The following is a 17,755-nucleotide window of genomic DNA, read 5'->3' on the forward strand; positions in this document are numbered from 1 at the left end:
AATGATAGAATACGAAAACCTCGGCAAACTGAACCAGCCTTTTTTTGACGAGTACAGGGATAAATTCGAAAAGATACTTGCATCGGGATGGTATATCCTCGGGAATGCCGTTGCTGCTTTTGAAAAAGAATATGCGGATTATACGGCATCCAAACATTGTATCGGCGTGGCCTCCGGTCTGGATGCGCTCAGCCTGTCGCTGCGTTGCCTGGATCTGCCGGCGGATTCTGAAGTGATCGTGCCTTCCAATACCTATATCGCCACTATATTATCCATTGTGCAGAACGGCTTCGTTCCCGTGCTGGTAGAGCCCGACATTCGCACGTACAACATCGATCCCGAAAAGATCGAGGAAAAGATAACGCCCCGCACGCGCGCCATCATGGTTGTGCATCTTTATGGCAAATGCTGCGGGATGGACCGTATCTCGGCCATCGCCCAACAGCATGGCCTGTACGTGATCGAAGATTGTGCACAGTCGCAGGGGGCAAAATTTAAAGGGAAACTTGCCGGCAGCTTCGGGCATTTCGGCGCACACAGCTTCTATCCCACAAAAAACCTGGGCGCTCTCGGCGATGCCGGCGCAATTACGACGGACAGTGCCGGGTTCGACGAAAGGCTGAGGGCCCTGCGCAACTATGGCTCCAAGGTTAAATACATCAACGATTACGTCGGCGTCAATTCAAGGCTGGATGAAATGCAGGCCGGGCTGCTGTCTGTAAAGCTGGCGCATCTCGATAAAATTAACAGCCACAAAAGGGAACTGGCCAGTATTTATTCGGCCTCGCTCAAGGAAGATTTTATTAAACCCGTGGTGGACGAGGATTATTTCGATGTCTATCACATTTATAATATCCGGCATCCGAAAAGGGACGATCTGCGCGCATACCTTCTGAACAAAGGCATCAAGACGGAAATTCACTACCCGGTTGCCCCCAATAAACAAAAAGCCATGCAGGGCATACTGGAAGGCTCATACCCGATCTCTGAAGAGATCCATGCCACCACGCTGAGCCTGCCCATTTCCTATTATCATTCGCAAGATGACGTATTACAGGTGATCGAGGCGTTAAATTCATTCTAACAGATGAAATACAATTTCTGTACATTATTCGATTCATATTACCTCACAAGGGGCATCGCTTTATACCGGTCGCTGGAAAAACACTGCAGGGATTTTCACCTGTACATTTTTTCCTTCGACGACAAATCGTTCTCCGTGCTTACGGAAATGAAACTCGCACATGCCACTATCATATCGCTGAAGGATTTTGAGAACGAGGAGCTTCTCCGCGTAAAACCGACCCGCACCATTGCCGAGTACTGCTGGACCTGCACCGCTTCTACGATCTGGTATGCCATCCGGAATTTCAACCTGGACCATTGCACCTACCTGGATGCGGATATGCTGTTCTTCGCTTCTCCCGACCCCATTTTCGAAGAGATCGGGGGGAGGTCTTCCGCCATTACAAAACACAACTTCAGCCCAAACCTGAAGTCGCAGGAAGTATACGGCAAGTATTGCGTGCAGTTCGTTTTTTTCAGGAACGACGAGCATGGTATGAAAGCGCTCGCATGGTGGCGGGAAAGCTGCATCGAATGGTGTTACGCCAACCTGGAAGAAACCCGGTACGGCGACCAGAAATACCTGGATTATTTCGAAGAAAAATTCGACAACGTCTGCGTGGTGCAGCATATCGGCGTCGGCGTAGCGCCCTGGAACTATACCAACTATCACCTCAGGGAGCTCAACGGCCAATTGAGGTTGTCCGCCAATGAAAACATGACGGAAAACGTACCGTTGATCTTCTACCATTACCAGGGCCTGAAATTCACTGATAACGGGAAGGAGATCATTTCTGAACCGGCATTCCTGAAGATCGGCAAAAACTGGCTCGCACAGGTGTATACGCCTTATATCCGCCAGCTGACGGGTATACAGCACATGCTGACGGGTACGGAAGCGGTAGAGAAAAAAATCGTGTTTCAGCGGACAAAGATCAAATCCGTTATCATGTTCTTCCGGTTGAATGTAAAAAGATTCAGTTTCCTGAGAACAATATTCTATGCATTAAAGAAAAACCGGTACGACCGGCCGAAAGGGATCGGGGGCAATATTTCATGATCCGGCGGCATTCTTTAAAAACCTATCAAAACATTCAAAACAATTGCACATATGTTTCAGAATAAGATACTATTAATTACGGGGGGAACAGGATCTTTTGGAAATGCGGTGCTCAACCGCTTTGTGAATACGGATCATTTTAAGGAAATACGGATCTTCAGCCGTGACGAGAAAAAACAGGATGACCTGCGCAAACGCATCAACAATCCGAAAGTGAAGTTCTATATCGGCGACGTAAGAGATTATGCCGGTGTAGACGCCGCCGTAAAAGGAGTCGATTATATATTTCATGCGGCGGCGCTGAAACAGGTGCCCTCCTGCGAGTTTTTCCCGCTGGAAGCCGTTAAGACCAACATACTCGGTACGGACAACGTGCTTGCCGCCGCTGAAAAATACGGTGTGAAACGCACGGTAGTGCTCAGTACGGATAAAGCGGCATATCCGATCAATGCAATGGGCATGTCCAAAGCGCTGATGGAAAAAGTGATGGTGGCCAAGTCCAGGAACCTGGACGATTCCCTGTCCATCTTCTGCGGCACCCGGTACGGCAACGTAATGGCCTCCCGAGGCTCCGTGATCCCGCTGTTCATCGAGCAGATCAAAGCCGGCAAACCGCTTACGATCACCGACCCGAACATGACCCGTTTCATGATGACGCTGGAAGACGCGGTTGACCTGGTGCTGTTCGCCTTCGGGAACGGCAGGCAGGGAGACATCTTCGTGCAAAAATCTCCCGCCGCTACCGTGGAAACGCTGGCCAAGGCGCTGCTGGAGCTTTACGGGGCGAAGAACGAGATCAGGATCATCGGCACCCGCCATGGCGAAAAGCTGTATGAAACCCTGGTTAACAGGGAAGATATGGTGAAAGCCAGCGACGTCAGCAACTATTATCGTATTCCGGCAGATAACAGGGACCTCAACTACGAACAGTTTTTCTCCGAAGGTGAAGTAAAGGTCAGCTCGTTTGATGAGTATAATTCACACAATACCACCCGCCTGGATGTGGAAGGAATGAAAGCGCTCCTGATGAAACTCCCGGTGATCCGGAGAGATATCCTGGGAGAAACAAACGTTGTTCAGTATCCTGATTGATCTTTCCATAAACGAGACCCATGTTGAAAATAGGAATTACCGGCCAGGCCGGTTTTGTCGGAAAACATCTTTATAATGTCCTGGGGCTTTACCCTTCGGAGTTCGAACGGGTCGGCTTCGACCGCTCGTATTTCGCGGACGGCGGGAAAATGGATGAGTTTGTCCGGCAGTGCAATGTGATCGTGCATCTTGCAGGCGTAAACAGGCACAGCGATCCGCGGTGCATTTACGATACCAATGTCGCGCTGGCGGAAAACCTCGTTGCCTCCCTGGACCGCTGCGGCAGCAAGGCGCATGTGATCTATTCCTCTTCCACGCAGGAAGAAAGGGATAATCCTTACGGCCGGTCGAAACTGGCGGGCAGAAAGATGCTGGCGGACTGGGCCGCCCGGGCGGGCGGCAAGTTTACCGGAATGATCATACCCAACGTTTTCGGCCCTTTCGGCCATCCTTATTACAACTCGGTGATCGCTACCTTCTGCCATCAGCTTTCGCACAATGAAACGCCTGTGATAGAGGCCGATGGGGAATTAAAACTGATCTATGTAGGCGAACTGGCCGGCAAAATGCTGGAATGCATCCAGAACGGGCAGGCCGCGGACCAGCTGCTGGTGCCGCATACGCACCAGGCACGGGTATCCGAGATACTCGCGCTGCTGAAGACCTACCGCGACGAATACCAGGAACGCGGGATCATACCCGCCCTCCGGAATGATTTTGAACTGAATCTTTTTAACACCTACCGGTGTTACATGGATATCGGGCGGCACTATCCGGTGAGCTTCAGGCTGCATACCGACATGAGGGGCTCTTTTGTGGAAGTGGTACGCCTGAATACCGGCGGACAGGTTTCGTTCTCCACCACCCTGCCGGGGATAACAAGAGGCAATCACTTCCATACCCGCAAAATCGAACGGTTTGCAGTGATCAGGGGAAAGGCGCTGATACAGCTGAGGCAGGTAGGCACCGGGAATGTCATGAATTTTAACGTATCCGGCGATCAGCCTTCGTACATAGACATGCCGGTATGGCATACGCACAACATCACCAATACCGGGGAAGAAGAGCTGTTTACGATCTTCTGGATCAACGAATGTTTTGATCCCGAAGATCCTGATACCTACATGGAAGTCGTTTAAATACGCAGTATTTTTTACATTATGAAAGCAAAACTGAAAGTAATGACCGTCGTTGGCACCCGCCCTGAAATCATCAGGCTGGCCCGTGTCATCGCAAAACTGGACGAATCTCCTGCTATCGATCATATTCTTGTTCACACCGGCCAGAATTATGATTATGAGCTTAACCAGATCTTCTTTGACGATCTCGGGATCCGCAAACCTGATTTTTTTCTTGACGCGGCAGGTAAATCCGCTACTGAAACGGTCGGTCAGATACTCATCAAGATCGATCCGCTGCTGGGAAACGAGCAACCGGATGCGTTCCTCGTGCTGGGAGATACCAATTCCTGCCTCTGCGCCATCCCGGCCAAAAAGCGCCACATTCCCATATTTCACATGGAAGCCGGCAACCGCTGCTTCGATCAGCGCGTGCCGGAAGAAACCAACCGGCGGATCGTGGATCATATTTCCGACATCAACCTTACATACAGCGATATCGCCAGGGAATACCTGCTGCGGGAAGGGCTCCCGGCAGACAGGATCATCAAAACGGGCTCGCCGATGTTTGAAGTGCTCGAACATTACCGGCCCGGGATTGAGGCTTCCGGCATCTTGCACCAGCTAGGCCTTGAAGAACACAAATACTTTGTGGTTTCATCGCACCGCGAAGAAAACGTCAACGACCCGCGGAATTTCGCGGCGCTCATCGAAAGCCTGAACCTGATCGCCGAAAAGTACCGGTTCCCGATCATCGTGAGCACACATCCCAGAACAAGGAAACTGATCGAGGCAGGCAACATTAAAGCCCGGCCGGAGATCCTATTCCTGAAACCGATGGGATTCACAGACTACAACGCTTTGCAGCTGAAGTCATACGCCGTGCTGTCCGACAGCGGTACCATTTCCGAAGAATCGTCTATCCTCAACTTCCCCGCCCTTAACATCCGGGAAGCGCATGAAAGGCCTGAAGCCATGGAAGAAGCATCCGTAATGCTCGTTGGGCTGAACCCCGAGCGGATACTGCAGGGACTAACACAGCTGGAACATATGGAAAGAGGCAAGCGGGCGTTCAGGCAGGTCGCAGACTACAGCATGCCTAACGTTTCTGATAAAATGGTCCGGATCATCATCAGTTATACCGATTACGTAAGGAGAGTGGTATGGTCTGAAAAAAAGTGACAGCCATTCAACATTATTCAAAATCTTTACCTTTATTACAAAGTATCGTCCAATATGCAATTTGAACTCAATAAATTTATCAGCGAGGCCGTTACCGAACGCGAGGAGAGCCTGTTCAGCGAAGACCTGAAGACGCGGGATGTTTTGCTGCATGAAAAAATAAAGGACAAGTCCATGCTGGTGATCGGTGGCGCAGGCACCATCGGCTCGTCCTATATCAAAGCCGCATTGAGATACGCTCCCCGGACGCTTTATGTGATAGACAACGATGAAAACGGCCTTACCGAGCTGGTGAGGGATATCAGGAGCACGTTTACGCTGCCTGCCGGATTCGAGATCCATACTTACCCGATCGACTTCGGTGATCCCATCTTCGAAAAGATACTGGAAAACGAAGGCCCTTTCGATATCGTCGCTAATTTCGCGGCGCATAAACATGTCCGCAGTGAAAAAGATCCCTATTCCATCGAGGCGATGCTGAACAATAATGTCATCAAGGCCAAGAACCTGCTTGACCAGCTTGCCAGGCATAAACCCTCGCATTTCTTTTGCGTATCCACCGATAAGGCGGCCAACCCGGTAAACGTGATGGGAGCCAGCAAAAAGATTATGGAATACCTGATACTGGCTTATTCAGAACAGTTCAAGATCACCACGGCCCGGTTCGCGAACGTGGCGTTCTCCAATGGCAGCCTGCCATTCGGCTTTACCCAAAGGATGTTAAAGATGCAGCCTTTATCCAGCCCCGGCAATATCAAACGTTATTTCGTATCTCCCCAGGAGGCGGGCGAGCTTTGCCTGATCGCCTGCATGCTCGGCGATAATGGCGATATATTCTTCCCCAAGTTGGGAGAAGAGCATATGAAAACCTTTGCCACCATCGCAGAGCGTTACCTGGAAGCGCTCGGCTACACCCCCGATCATTGCCGGACGGAAGAGGAAGCACGTAACAAAGCGGCCAGGCTGGATAAAACCTCCCGCCAGTACCCGGTTTACTTTTTCGAATCGGATACGTCCGGCGAAAAGACGTTTGAAGAATTTTATACGGACGAAGAAGAGCTGGACCTTGATTCCTTCCGGCAACTGGGAGTTATAAAAAATGCGGCAAGGCGGCCGCTGGAAGAAATGGTTTCCATCATCAGCAGGATCGAAAAGCTCTTTACCCAGAAAGGCCTGCGCAAAGAAGCCGTCATTGATGAGCTGAAACGTATTATCCCTTCCTTCCAGCATATCGAAACCGGTAAGAGCCTGGATCAACGAATGTAATACTCATCTTATGTACAACATCATAAAGCGACTGTTCGATCTTATTGCTTCTTTAATTGCCATCATCATACTCCTGCCGGTTTTTATCCCCATCATCATCCTGCTGAAATTTTCGGGGGAAGGCGAGATATTCTATTTCCAGAAAAGGATCGGGTACAAAAACAAAATGTTTGACATCTGGAAGTTCGCCACCATGTTAAAGAACAGTCCCAACATGGGCACAGGCTCCATCACGCTCCGGAACGACCCCCGTGTAACATCCGTGGGCAAATTCCTCCGCATCACGAAGATCAATGAGCTGCCGCAGCTCGTCAACGTATTGATCGGCAATATGAGCGTGGTAGGCCCCAGGCCCCTGGTACAGCGCACTTTCGACGCCTATCCCGTTCACATCAGGGAAATTGTTTATAATTCCAAGCCGGGCATTACCGGCATCGGCTCCGTGATCTTCCGCGACGAGGAAAAAATGATATCCTCTTCTTCCATGGACCCGCACGAATATTATGATCGCGTGATCGCACCCTACAAAGGCGCATTGGAAGAATGGTACCAGCAAAACAAAACGCTGCTCACCGACCTCAAGATCATTTTCCTGACCATGTGGGTGGTCGTATTCCCGGAAAGCGAACTGCCGCATAAAATGTTCAAATCCCTGCCTCCCAAAACTTTATAACCAGCCTGTTTCGCCGAATCTCGGAAAAGTTTCGGAAATTTATAACGCCATACGTTAATGAGTAAACGGTTGTTATATGTTCGATATCACAAATAAAATAGTTCGGAACTCCTGCGCAATCTTCCTGCTGGTTCTTTGCAGCACCGGCCGGATCTTTGGGCAGGCGCCTCCCATCCCGCAAAAGGCTTATAAAAACGACCTGCTCAACAGGCTGAAAACATTGGGCAACTACAACGTAGCCCGGCAACTGGCAGCTTCCGACGCCGGCCTGCGGTCTGCGGACATCGGCGATAACATCAACGAAACACAATACCGTTCATTCCTTCAGAAAATAAGGCTTTCCTACCGGGACGGCCTGGTGAAAAAAATAAATAGCCCCGCCAATAAACTCTACTACGAAGTGATCAACCCATGGCAGGATATTGCAACGGACATGATCAATGTGAACGGACAGAAAAAGGCGGCGGGGATAGACATTAAAAACATCATCAATGGCAGCCGGTACGCCGCTTTCTGGGTGTGCAACCTGGATAATAAAACGCAAGCCCTAAGCCTGGGCATGTCCGCCGCCAGCAGCACTTCCCTGATCAGCTTCTATGATGCGCAATTCGTTCTCTGCAAAAACTACAAAAATACACCGGATGCCCTCATTCCCGTTGGCAGCTCCATTAATATCGCTCCCGGGGAGGTAAAAGTATTTTTTGTCACGATAAAAGGCCGGAAAAGCGGGAGCGAAAATAACAGCATCCAGGTCAGGAGCAGCCTCGGCAATACGGCCATCCCCCTGAGCATCCGCAATTATCCCGTTACGGTTACTGCGGGCAACGTCGGGCTGAACGCCATTAACTGGGCGTACTATTATTATCCCTTTTTTAAAGGAAAAGAAAAAGCTGCAACCGCCAACCTGAAAGATCATTACATCAATACGGTCGTGATACCCATAAACAACCTGCCTGTTTTTGCCATGGGCAAACCCCTTGCTTCCAAAAGTTTCGACCTTTATATAGATGAGTTCAAACAATATCCGAACATCATCCTGGGCCTGGACCTTGGGCGGCAGTCGAAGGAAAAGGATTATATGTCGCCGGCATGGAAAAAATCATTCATAGCCTGGTATTCCACGATCGTCAGCCGCTTTAAAAATAAAGGCGTGGCGGAAAACAGGCTTTACCTTTATGTTGCCGATGAGCCTAAACCGGCGGAACTGCCCGTCTTGACCGATTTCATCAAATGGGTCAGAAGCGCCATTCCCACTGCCAGGTTATATGCCACGCTCAATGACAAATCCTGTACCGACCGGCTGCTGCCGCTCCTGGATGTCGGTCAGCTGTACAACCGGTCGCTGTTAAGCCTCGACGTGAAACAGAACAACATGAACAAGGTCTGGATATACGATACCAAGAACAAAGCGTTTGCGCCTTATCAGTCTTTCCGTCTCACAGCCTGGGAAGCTTTCCTGAAAGGTTACGGCGGCATCGGCTTCTGGAATTATGCGGACATTGCCAGGGGAGCGGGTGCGGAGAACTCCGCCTGGAATGACTTTGACGGGGCTTATGAAGATTATAACGTAGTGTACGACATCAACGGCGGGATCATCAACAGCAGGAGATGGGAAGCGTTTAAGGCGGGCATTGAAGATTATTATATACTGAAAACCTATGCTTCGAAGTATGGTATGGCCGCCGCCAGGCAATTCTGCAGCGATGTGCTCAAAAATCCCAAAGACATTAACCGGGCGGACCAGGTGCGCAACAGCTTGCTTGCAAAGCTTGGAGGGAATTAGATTCCCGTAATGATTACTATATTCGCTCCCGCAAGGCACAATTTTTGCCATCCGTGAACCAAACTATTGATAATGAAGCATATCCTTCATATTACCGCCATCCTTTTGCTACTTACCACCCCCACCTTCGCCCAGGAAAAGCTGCCTGTGATAGCGCCTTATCATGCGCAGAATATCCGCGAGCTTTACCTGGATACAGCCAACCATCATACTGCGCTCAAAACCATTCTACATGAGGATACTTCCGCCATGTATACAAGGCCGGATACCGCCAAACGCAGCTGGTTTCACCGCAAGCTGTTCAAAGAGCACCTGTTTGAGTTCAGGAACAAGGAATACAATGTCTTCATCGACTTCCTGCCCGATCTTCAGCTCGGGAAAAGCAACCGTAACAAAAATCTCTGGCTGAATACCCGCGGAGCAAGGGTCCAGGCCAATATCGGCAAAGGCTTTTATTTCGAAACTTCTTTTTATGAGAACCAGGGCCTGTTTCCCGTATATCTCGATAGTTTCGTGGCCAGGCGCAGGGTGATACCGGGCCAGGGAGAAGCAAAGGTTTCCTCCATCGGCAAATCGTATGATTACTCTTACGTTAATGCATTACTCTCTTATTCACCCGGGAAATACCTGAATTTTGCGGTCGGGTACGGCACCAATTTCATTGGCGACGGATACCGCTCGCTGATACTTTCCGATATAGGGTTCAGCTATCCTTATCTGAAAATAACCGGCACGCTCGGCCAGTTCCAGTATACTTCCATGTGGACCCAATTCATGGACCTCAGCAGCCAGTCGTTTAACCAGGCCTACGAAGGCATTGGTTATCCCAAAAAATGGGGCGTGTTTCATTACCTGGACTGGAACGCCACCAAAAAATTGACCGTCGGCGTTTTTGATGCCATCATATGGGGCGACATAGATACTGCAGGGCGTAAAAGAGGATTCGATTGGAGCTATATGAATCCCATCATCTTCCTCCGCCCCTCCGAATTCTCGGTAGGCTCTTCAGACAATGCCATTATAGGCCTCAACGCGAAATATAAAGTATTTCCCAAAACCACGGTGTACGGGCAGTTCGTGCTGGATGAATTCAAAATAAAAGAACTGCTGGCCGGCGATAAATGGTGGGGAAACAAATGGGGCGCCCAGCTGGGCTTCCGCTCCTTCGACCTGTTCAAAGTGCCACGCCTCGATCTGCAGGGCGAGCTGAATATGGTGCGGCCTTATACTTATTCTTTCAGAAATACGCTGGCCAACTATGCGCACTACAATCAATCCCTCGCTCACCCCATGGGCGCCAATGTAAGGGAACTGCTGGGCATCGCCTCCTACACCTACAAACGCTGGTACTTCCGGGGCCAATTGAATTATGCCAGCTACGGCCTGGACCCAAATAAGACCGTCAGCTATGGCGGAGACATCTTCAAACCCTATGATCAGCGTGTAAAAGATTATGACAACACATTCGGACAAGGTATAAAAACGGATTTCCTGTACGGTCAGGGCACCGTCGCGTTTGTGCTGAACCCGAAATACAACCTCCGCCTGGAACTCTCGGCTGCCGGCCGCCAGGAAAAAAATGACCTGGAAACCAGGCGGGAATTCATTTTTTCTTTCGGATTAAGAAGTACTTTCCGGCAATTCTACTACGATTTCTAAAATAAAAAACAAAAGTGGCTAAAATTCTAATTCACTCATTAATATTTAAGCCGGATGGAGTGTCGACGGCATACCTGTATGCCGATCTTGCGTCTGAGTTGAAAAAAATGGGACATGAGATCGAGGTGCTCACAACTACGCCTCATTACAATATCATAGCGTCTGACATTGCAAAACAACCGCTGAAACGGAAAAATCTTTTTTTTAAACAGAGCATATACGATGGCATCCCGGTTTATCATATTCCGATGACAAAGTCCAGGTTCTCGCTCAAACGGATCATCGATTTCATAAAATTTCACGTGCTTGCGCTCTGCAGCATCTTTATCATCAGGAAATTCGATATCGTGCTCGCTCCATCCCCTCCGCTGACAATTGGCGTCATCTCTTATTTTCTTGCAAAACTGAAGGGAGGAAAGGCGATTTACAATGTGCAGGAAATATACCCTGACTTCGCTATTAACCAGGGCATGCTCAAAAATAAGCTCATTATATACATGCTGAAATCCATGGAAGCGTATGTGTATAATAAAAGCGCCGCCGTTGTTACCATCGACAATGTATTTTCAAATATCATCAAGGACCGCATCCATCAGAAATCCAAGCTGCATATCATTCCGAATTTTGTAGATACAACACTGTATGTTCCGGGAAACCGGGATAATTCATTTTCCAGGGAACATGGATTGACGGACCGGTTCGTGGTGGCATATGCCGGGAATATCGGCTACGCCCAGAATTGGGCACCCATCATTTACGCCGCAGAACAGCTGAAGCATCTTCCCCTCACTTTCCTGATCATTGGCGACGGCGTGATGAAACCCTGGCTAAAAGACACCATTTTATCCAAACAACTGGACAATATCAAGCTGCTGGATTACCAGCCCCGGGAATTGATGCCGGAAATCAACGCCTCCGCCGATCTGCATACGATCGTGATGAATGCGAAAACGGATGCGGAAGGCTTTCCTTCCAAAATATACACGATATTATCCTGCGCACGCCCCGTTGTAGTTTCAACCGGAGCGCACTCACCGCTGGGCACATTCCTCACAGAAGCAGGAAGCAAGCGCATAGTGCCGCTGGATGACAATGACGCCTATAAGAATGCTATCCTGAAAGCTTACCATGAGAGGGAACAGCTGCCGGCAGAAGGGGCCCGCGGCCGACAGTTCGTTGAAAAGAATTACTCGCGCGAAGCCGTTGCAAAAAAATACAATGATTTAATTAATAATCTCTTATGAGAATTGCGATGACAGGAGCAACCGGCTTTGTTGGGAAGAACCTGGTCCCGTACCTCCGGCAGCATACAGCGCATGACATTCTGGAAATAAGCCGCCGGACAGTGCAGAGGGGAAACGAATGTGTTACTTTCGAGCAGTTCCGGAAGGACGCCCCTCCGTATGACGCCTTCATCCATTTGGCTGGCAAGGCACATGATGTAAAGAATACCGCCGATGCAGCGGAATATTTCAAGGTGAATTATGAGCTGACAAGAGAAATGTTCGACCATTTCCGGCAGTCGTCCGCCACGGTTTTCATCTACCTTAGCTCAGTGAAAGCAGTTGCCGATCTTCCAGAGGGGCCGGTTACGGAAGATATGTTTCCTTCTCCGCAAACACCTTACGGGCAATCCAAATTGAAAGCAGAAGAATACCTGGCCAGCTCGGAGCTGGCGCCCGGGAAAAAACTTTACATCCTCCGGCCATGCATGATCCACGGCCCGGAGAACAAAGGCAACCTAAACCTCCTTACCGCACTCGTAAAAAAAAACATCCCTTACCCATTGGGCGCTTTTCTTAATAGCCGCTCCTTTCTTTCAGTTGAAAACCTATGCTTTGTTATCAATAAACTGTTAGCAGGGAATACACCCTCCGGGATATATAATGTCGCTGATGATGAACCGCTCTCTACCAATGAGCTGGTACGCCTGATCGGAGTCATGATGGGAAAACCGGCAAAGATATGGGCCATCAATAAACACCTGGTACGTTGGATGGCTAAAGCCGGAGACCTGCTGCGGCTGCCATTCAACAGCGAAGCGCTGCAGAAGCTGACCACCGATTATGTGGTATCCAATGCCAAGCTGATGTCTGTCCTGGACGCAGCACTGCCGGTAAACAGCCGCGAAGGACTGACGCATACGCTGCAAGCATTAAGATAACATTCTATTATGATTTTTAATCATGGATCTCGTCCGCTGTCTATTTCAAGAGATAAAACAGCATTAGAAAAATCACACAAAAGGTAGATGCGAAAATTGCAATGGATTGCGTTATTTTAGTGTCAGACACGATTAAAGTCTTCAGCCATGGTTGGAATTTTGCTCAACGCCCTCTGCATGGTAATTCTTATCCTAACTTGTACGTCATTAGCATGGGTTATGAAAAAATTCGGTAAATCAAATTAAGATTGGGGTAAAACTTACTTTCCCGTCCCGCTCAGCCGAGCGGGACTTTTTTTTGTAAATTCGCGCCAGATCAGCCTCTGACATTCCGAAAATCGAAGAACTGATCCAAATAAGGCAATAACTATAAAAACCAAACGCCCCCTGGATCTCCAGGAGGCGTTTTTATCTTTTCAACCAGGGGGAATCAAACAAAAGATAACTTACCGATGGATAAAGGCCGTGCAAAATGGGCAAATCACATGGAATGAAATAACCTCCCCGCCCTGTCCTTCATTTCCAATCACACAGGAAGCACACACGCAATTATCAATTACGTCAGTTTCTTTGCTAATAAGTTCAGTGATTATTTGGATAAGGTTCTCATATTCCCCGGTCGTTCATAGCTCTTACTGGTGTAACATTTGCCTTAATGAATATACGAAATAAATACGGAAAAAAACCATTTTTAACAAAACAGGTTACCTTCGCAGTATGCATTATGTCTCAGTGGAAGGGTTGACCAAATCGTACGGCGTCAACCCCCTTTTCGAAAATATTTCCTTTCATATTGAAGAAGGCGATAAGATCGCCTTGGTTGCCCTCAACGGCACCGGCAAATCCACCCTCCTCAAGATCCTCTGCGAAAAAGAAACCGCAGACGAAGGCAAAGTCTGGATCAATAAAGACGTTACCGTCGTGATGCTGGAACAATCCTCCAATTTCCGGGAACACCAGTCCGTTCTCGAAAATATCTTCGATCACGATCACCCCATCCTCAACGCCATCAAGGATTATGAGCGCCTGACAGACAACGGCGCCGAGCCCGACGCCGCCCTGCTTACCGCAGCCATCGCCCGCATGGACGAGCTCAACGCCTGGCATTTCGACAGCAAAGTGAAACAGATCCTCGGCAAACTCAATATCCATCATCTCGACCAGCCCGTCGGCACCCTCTCCGGCGGCCAGCAGAAACGCGTGGCCCTCGCTAAAGTGCTGATAGACATAGGCTTTGAGCATAAGCACACCCTGCTTATCATGGACGAGCCGACCAACCACCTCGACGTGAGCATGATCGAATGGCTGGAAAATTACCTGGACCAGGAAAACGTGACCCTGCTGCTGGTGACCCACGACCGTTATTTCCTCGACAGCGTGTGCAACGAGATCATGGAGCTTGATAATCAGCAGCTTTACATCTATAAAGGCGATTACGAGAATTATCTCGAAAAAAAGGCCGCCCGCGAAGAATCCGACCGTTCCAGCACCGAAAAGGCCCGCAACCTCTACCGCAAGGAACTGGAATGGATGCGCAAACAGCCCAAGGCCCGCACCACCAAATCCAAATCCCGGCAAGACGCGTTTTACGAAGTAAAGGAACGCGCCGCCAAACGCATCGAACAGCAGCAGCTGGAACTGAACGTAAAAATGACCCGCCTCGGCGGAAAGATCCTGGAACTAAAAAAGGTCTACAAAGCGTACGGCGATCTGCAGATCCTCAAAGGGTTCGATTATACTTTCAAAAAAGGCGAGCGCATCGGCGTAGTGGGCAAAAACGGCGTGGGCAAATCCACCTTCCTCAACATGCTGATGGGCACCGAAGCGGCCGATTCGGGTAAGATCAACGTGGGAGATACCGTCGTGTTCGGCAACTATTCCCAGCAGGGGCTGATCGTAAAGGAAGATATGCGGGTGATCGAGTTCGTGAAGAACATCGCGGAGAACTTCCCGCTGGCGGACGGCACGAAAGTAAGCGCCGCCCAGTTCCTCCAGCTTTTCCTGTTCGGCCCCGAAAAACAATACACTTATATCTCCAAGCTCAGCGGCGGGGAAAAACGCAGGCTGCACCTGCTGTCTATCCTTTTCCGCAACCCTAACTTCCTCATCCTCGACGAGCCCACCAACGACCTCGACCTGCCCACCCTCAGCATCCTGGAAGATTTCCTGCAAAGCTACCAGGGCTGCATCGTGATCGTGAGCCACGACCGTTATTTTATGGACAAGCTGGTGGATCACCTGTTCGTGTTCGAAGGCGCCGGCGAAGTGCGCGATTTCCCCGGCAACTACACTCAATACCGCGAATGGGAAAAAGACCAGGAAAAGCTGAAAGCCACGCCGGAACCGGCTTCCAAGCTCGCTGAAAACACGGCTTCCGCTGCACCCGCCAAAGGCCGCAAGATGTCTTTTAAGGAAAAACGGGAGCTGGAACTGCTGGAAAAAGAGATCGAAGCGATGGAACAGGAAAAAAAACAGCTGGAAAACCAGCTGGCCGAAGGCATACTGCCGTATGACCAATTGGAAAAAGCGTCCAACCGCATCGGCGAATTGCTTACCCAACTGGACGAAAAAGGCATGCGCTGGCTGGAGCTTAGCGAACTTTCCGCTTGATTTTTAGTATTACTTTTACCGGATAAAATTGTCCCGATCAATGAAAAAAGCATTAATCACAGGTATCACCGGCCAGGACGGTGCGTATTTAACCGAATTATTGCTGAAGAATAATTACGAAGTGCATGGCATCAAACGCCGCACTTCGCTGTTCAATACAGACAGGATAGATCATCTCTACCAGGACCCGCATGAAAAAAACGTGCATCTCAAGCTGCATTACGGCGATTTGTCCGACTCCACCAACATCATCCGTATCATCCAGGAAGTACAGCCAGACGAAATATATAACCTCGGCGCCATGAGCCACGTACAGGTGAGCTTCGAAACGCCGGAATACACGGCGGACGTAGACGGTGTGGGTACGCTCCGCATCCTGGAAGCCGTGCGGCTGCTGGGCCTTACGGAAAAGACGAGGATCTACCAGGCGTCCACTTCTGAGCTGTACGGTCTCGTGCAGGAAGTGCCGCAGTCCGAAAAAACGCCTTTTTATCCCCGTTCCCCTTACGCCGTGGCGAAAATGTACGCCTTCTGGATCACGGTGAATTACCGGGAAGCCTATAAAATGTTCGCCTGCAACGGTATTCTTTTTAACCACGAAAGCCCGCTGCGCGGGGAAACTTTCGTAACCCGCAAGATCACCCGCGGCGTGGCGAAGATCGCGCTCGGCATGCAGGACAAACTCTACATGGGCAACCTGGACGCCAAACGTGACTGGGGCCACGCCAAAGATTACGTAAAAGCCATGTGGCTCATCCTCCAGCAGGATAAACCGGAAGATTACGTGATCGCCACCGGCATTACCAATACCGTACGCGATTTTATCCGCCTCAGTTTTGCCGAAGTGGGCGTTGAGCTGGAATTCAAAGGCAGCGGCGTAAACGAGGTAGGCGTGGTGAGATCCAGCACCCATAAAGACTTTCAGCTGGAGGCCGGCCAGGAAGTAGTGGCCATCGACCCGCGGTATTTCAGGCCCACGGAAGTAGACCTGCTCATCGGCGACCCCACCAAAGCGCAAACCCTTCTCGGCTGGAAGCCCGAATACGACCTGGCTTCGCTGGTGAAAGAAATGGTGGCGGCAGACGTGGAGCTGTTCCGCCGCGAAAAACTGCTGAAAGACGCAGGGTACAAAGTGTTAAACCAGTTCGAATAATTTTTATGCAGGCACAAGACAGGATATATATCGCGGGGCACCGCGGCATGGTGGGCTCGGCCATTAAAAGGAGGTTGGAGAAGGAAGGGTTTTCCCATTTCATCACCCGCACCTCTTCCGAGCTCGATCTCCGCGATCAGTCGGCCGTAGCGGCTTTTTTTAAGGAAGAAAAACCCGATCACGTGTTTCTCGCGGCGGCGAAAGTAGGCGGTATCGTGGCGAATAACACCTATCGCGCAGAGTTCCTTTACGACAACCTGATGATCCAGAACAACGTGATCCATCATGCGCATGCGAACGGCGTGAAAAAGCTGATGTTCCTCGGCTCGTCCTGCATCTATCCCAAGCTGGCGCCGCAGCCGCTGAAGGAAGAATACCTGCTCACCGGCCCGCTGGAACCCACCAACGAGCCCTACGCCATCGCCAAGATCGCCGGCATCAAACTTTGCGACGCCTACCGCGACCAGTACGGTGCGCAGTTCATTTCCGTAATGCCCACCAATCTGTACGGCCCGAACGATAACTACGACCTGCAAACCTCGCACGTGCTGCCCGCGCTGCTCCGCAAGTTCCACGAAGCGAAAAAGAACAACACGCCCGAAGTGACTATCTGGGGCTCCGGCACGCCGCTGCGCGAGTTCCTGCATGCGGACGATATGGCGGACGCGTGTTATTTCCTGATGCAGCGGTACAACGAGCCCGGCCCGATCAACATCGGTGTGGGGGAAGATATCAGTATCGCCGACCTGGCCCGCCTGATCCAAAAGATCACCGGCTACAAAGGCGCCCTCACTTTCGATTCCTCCAAGCCTGACGGCACTCCGCGCAAACTGATGGACGTGTCCAAGCTCACCGCCCTCGGCTGGAAAGCCGCGATCCCGCTGGAAGACGGGATCAGGAAAGTATACGAAGAAAAATTCCTTTAACGGG

General features: G+C 50.2%; 14 protein-coding genes. All 14 read left to right on the forward strand.

The window, feature by feature from the left end; all coding sequences use genetic code 11:
• Position 1: 1 nt before the first annotated feature.
• The 14 genes from J7I43_RS13650 (at position 2) to fcl (ending at position 17,751) form a co-directional block, all read left to right on the forward strand.
• A complete protein-coding gene (locus tag J7I43_RS13650) occupies positions 2–1,084 on the forward strand; it encodes a DegT/DnrJ/EryC1/StrS family aminotransferase (protein WP_209146235.1) in 1,083 nt (360 codons plus the stop codon).
• 3 nt (positions 1,085–1,087) lie between these two features.
• Positions 1,088–2,125: a hypothetical protein gene (locus J7I43_RS13655; RefSeq protein ID WP_209146236.1), complete on the forward strand. Its 1,038-nt coding sequence runs from the start codon at positions 1,088–1,090 to the stop codon at positions 2,123–2,125.
• A 51-nt stretch (positions 2,126–2,176) separates the two neighbouring features.
• Positions 2,177–3,217: a polysaccharide biosynthesis protein gene (locus tag J7I43_RS13660; RefSeq protein WP_209146237.1), complete on the forward strand. Its 1,041-nt coding sequence runs from the start codon at positions 2,177–2,179 to the stop codon at positions 3,215–3,217.
• 20 nt (positions 3,218–3,237) lie between these two features.
• A complete protein-coding gene (locus J7I43_RS13665; protein WP_209146238.1) occupies positions 3,238–4,356 on the forward strand; it encodes a polysaccharide biosynthesis C-terminal domain-containing protein in 1,119 nt (372 codons plus the stop codon).
• A 21-nt stretch (positions 4,357–4,377) separates the two neighbouring features.
• Positions 4,378–5,517: a non-hydrolyzing UDP-N-acetylglucosamine 2-epimerase gene (gene wecB / locus J7I43_RS13670; protein ID WP_209146239.1), complete on the forward strand. Its 1,140-nt coding sequence runs from the start codon at positions 4,378–4,380 to the stop codon at positions 5,515–5,517.
• A 54-nt stretch (positions 5,518–5,571) separates the two neighbouring features.
• Positions 5,572–6,783: a UDP-N-acetylglucosamine 4,6-dehydratase gene (locus J7I43_RS13675; RefSeq protein WP_209146240.1), complete on the forward strand. Its 1,212-nt coding sequence runs from the start codon at positions 5,572–5,574 to the stop codon at positions 6,781–6,783.
• 10 nt (positions 6,784–6,793) lie between these two features.
• Positions 6,794–7,456 (forward strand): sugar transferase, encoded by a 663-nt coding sequence (locus J7I43_RS13680; protein ID WP_209146241.1) that lies wholly within the window; start codon positions 6,794–6,796, stop codon positions 7,454–7,456.
• Positions 7,457–7,532: 76 nt separating this feature from the next.
• The gene (locus J7I43_RS13685) at positions 7,533–9,239 is read left to right on the forward strand and encodes a glycoside hydrolase domain-containing protein (RefSeq protein WP_209146242.1); all 1,707 of its coding nucleotides are present in this window, start codon (positions 7,533–7,535) and stop codon (positions 9,237–9,239) included.
• 72 nt (positions 9,240–9,311) lie between these two features.
• A complete protein-coding gene (locus J7I43_RS13690) occupies positions 9,312–10,898 on the forward strand; it encodes a hypothetical protein (protein ID WP_209146243.1) in 1,587 nt (528 codons plus the stop codon).
• A gap of 59 nt (positions 10,899–10,957) precedes the next feature.
• Positions 10,958–12,142: a glycosyltransferase family 4 protein gene (locus J7I43_RS13695; protein WP_209146244.1), complete on the forward strand. Its 1,185-nt coding sequence runs from the start codon at positions 10,958–10,960 to the stop codon at positions 12,140–12,142.
• Complete coding sequence (locus J7I43_RS13700) at positions 12,139–13,062, forward strand: NAD-dependent epimerase/dehydratase family protein (RefSeq protein ID WP_209146245.1); 924 nt, start codon at positions 12,139–12,141, stop codon at positions 13,060–13,062. Before J7I43_RS13695 ends, J7I43_RS13700 begins: the two co-directional genes overlap by 4 nt.
• 717 nt (positions 13,063–13,779) lie before the next feature.
• Positions 13,780–15,672: an ABC-F family ATP-binding cassette domain-containing protein gene (locus tag J7I43_RS13705; protein WP_209146246.1), complete on the forward strand. Its 1,893-nt coding sequence runs from the start codon at positions 13,780–13,782 to the stop codon at positions 15,670–15,672.
• A gap of 40 nt (positions 15,673–15,712) precedes the next feature.
• Positions 15,713–16,825 (forward strand): GDP-mannose 4,6-dehydratase, encoded by a 1,113-nt coding sequence (gene gmd, locus J7I43_RS13710; RefSeq protein WP_209146247.1) that lies wholly within the window; start codon positions 15,713–15,715, stop codon positions 16,823–16,825.
• A 5-nt stretch (positions 16,826–16,830) separates the two neighbouring features.
• Entirely contained in the window at positions 16,831–17,751 is a 921-nt protein-coding gene (gene fcl / locus J7I43_RS13715) for a GDP-L-fucose synthase (protein WP_209146248.1), read from the forward strand.
• Positions 17,752–17,755: the final 4 nt, after the last annotated feature.

The organism is Chitinophaga chungangae (assembly GCF_017742215.1).
GTDB lineage: Bacteria > Bacteroidota > Bacteroidia > Chitinophagales > Chitinophagaceae > Chitinophaga > Chitinophaga chungangae.

Excerpts from the sequence above, each read along its gene's own strand:
- J7I43_RS13650 (WP_209146235.1), top strand. The coding sequence starts at position 2 with ATGATAGAATACGAAAACCTCGGCAAACTGAACCAGCCTTTTTTTGAC.
- J7I43_RS13655 (WP_209146236.1), top strand. The coding sequence starts at position 1,088 with ATGAAATACAATTTCTGTACATTATTCGATTCATATTACCTCACAAGG.
- J7I43_RS13660 (WP_209146237.1), top strand. The coding sequence starts at position 2,177 with ATGTTTCAGAATAAGATACTATTAATTACGGGGGGAACAGGATCTTTT.
- J7I43_RS13665 (WP_209146238.1), top strand. The coding sequence starts at position 3,238 with ATGTTGAAAATAGGAATTACCGGCCAGGCCGGTTTTGTCGGAAAACAT.
- wecB (WP_209146239.1), top strand. The coding sequence starts at position 4,378 with ATGAAAGCAAAACTGAAAGTAATGACCGTCGTTGGCACCCGCCCTGAA.
- J7I43_RS13675 (WP_209146240.1), top strand. The coding sequence starts at position 5,572 with ATGCAATTTGAACTCAATAAATTTATCAGCGAGGCCGTTACCGAACGC.
- J7I43_RS13680 (WP_209146241.1), top strand. The coding sequence starts at position 6,794 with ATGTACAACATCATAAAGCGACTGTTCGATCTTATTGCTTCTTTAATT.
- J7I43_RS13685 (WP_209146242.1), top strand. The coding sequence starts at position 7,533 with ATGTTCGATATCACAAATAAAATAGTTCGGAACTCCTGCGCAATCTTC.
- J7I43_RS13690 (WP_209146243.1), top strand. The coding sequence starts at position 9,312 with ATGAAGCATATCCTTCATATTACCGCCATCCTTTTGCTACTTACCACC.
- J7I43_RS13700 (WP_209146245.1), top strand. The coding sequence starts at position 12,139 with ATGAGAATTGCGATGACAGGAGCAACCGGCTTTGTTGGGAAGAACCTG.
- J7I43_RS13705 (WP_209146246.1), top strand. The coding sequence starts at position 13,780 with ATGCATTATGTCTCAGTGGAAGGGTTGACCAAATCGTACGGCGTCAAC.
- gmd (WP_209146247.1), top strand. The coding sequence starts at position 15,713 with ATGAAAAAAGCATTAATCACAGGTATCACCGGCCAGGACGGTGCGTAT.
- fcl (WP_209146248.1), top strand. The coding sequence starts at position 16,831 with ATGCAGGCACAAGACAGGATATATATCGCGGGGCACCGCGGCATGGTG.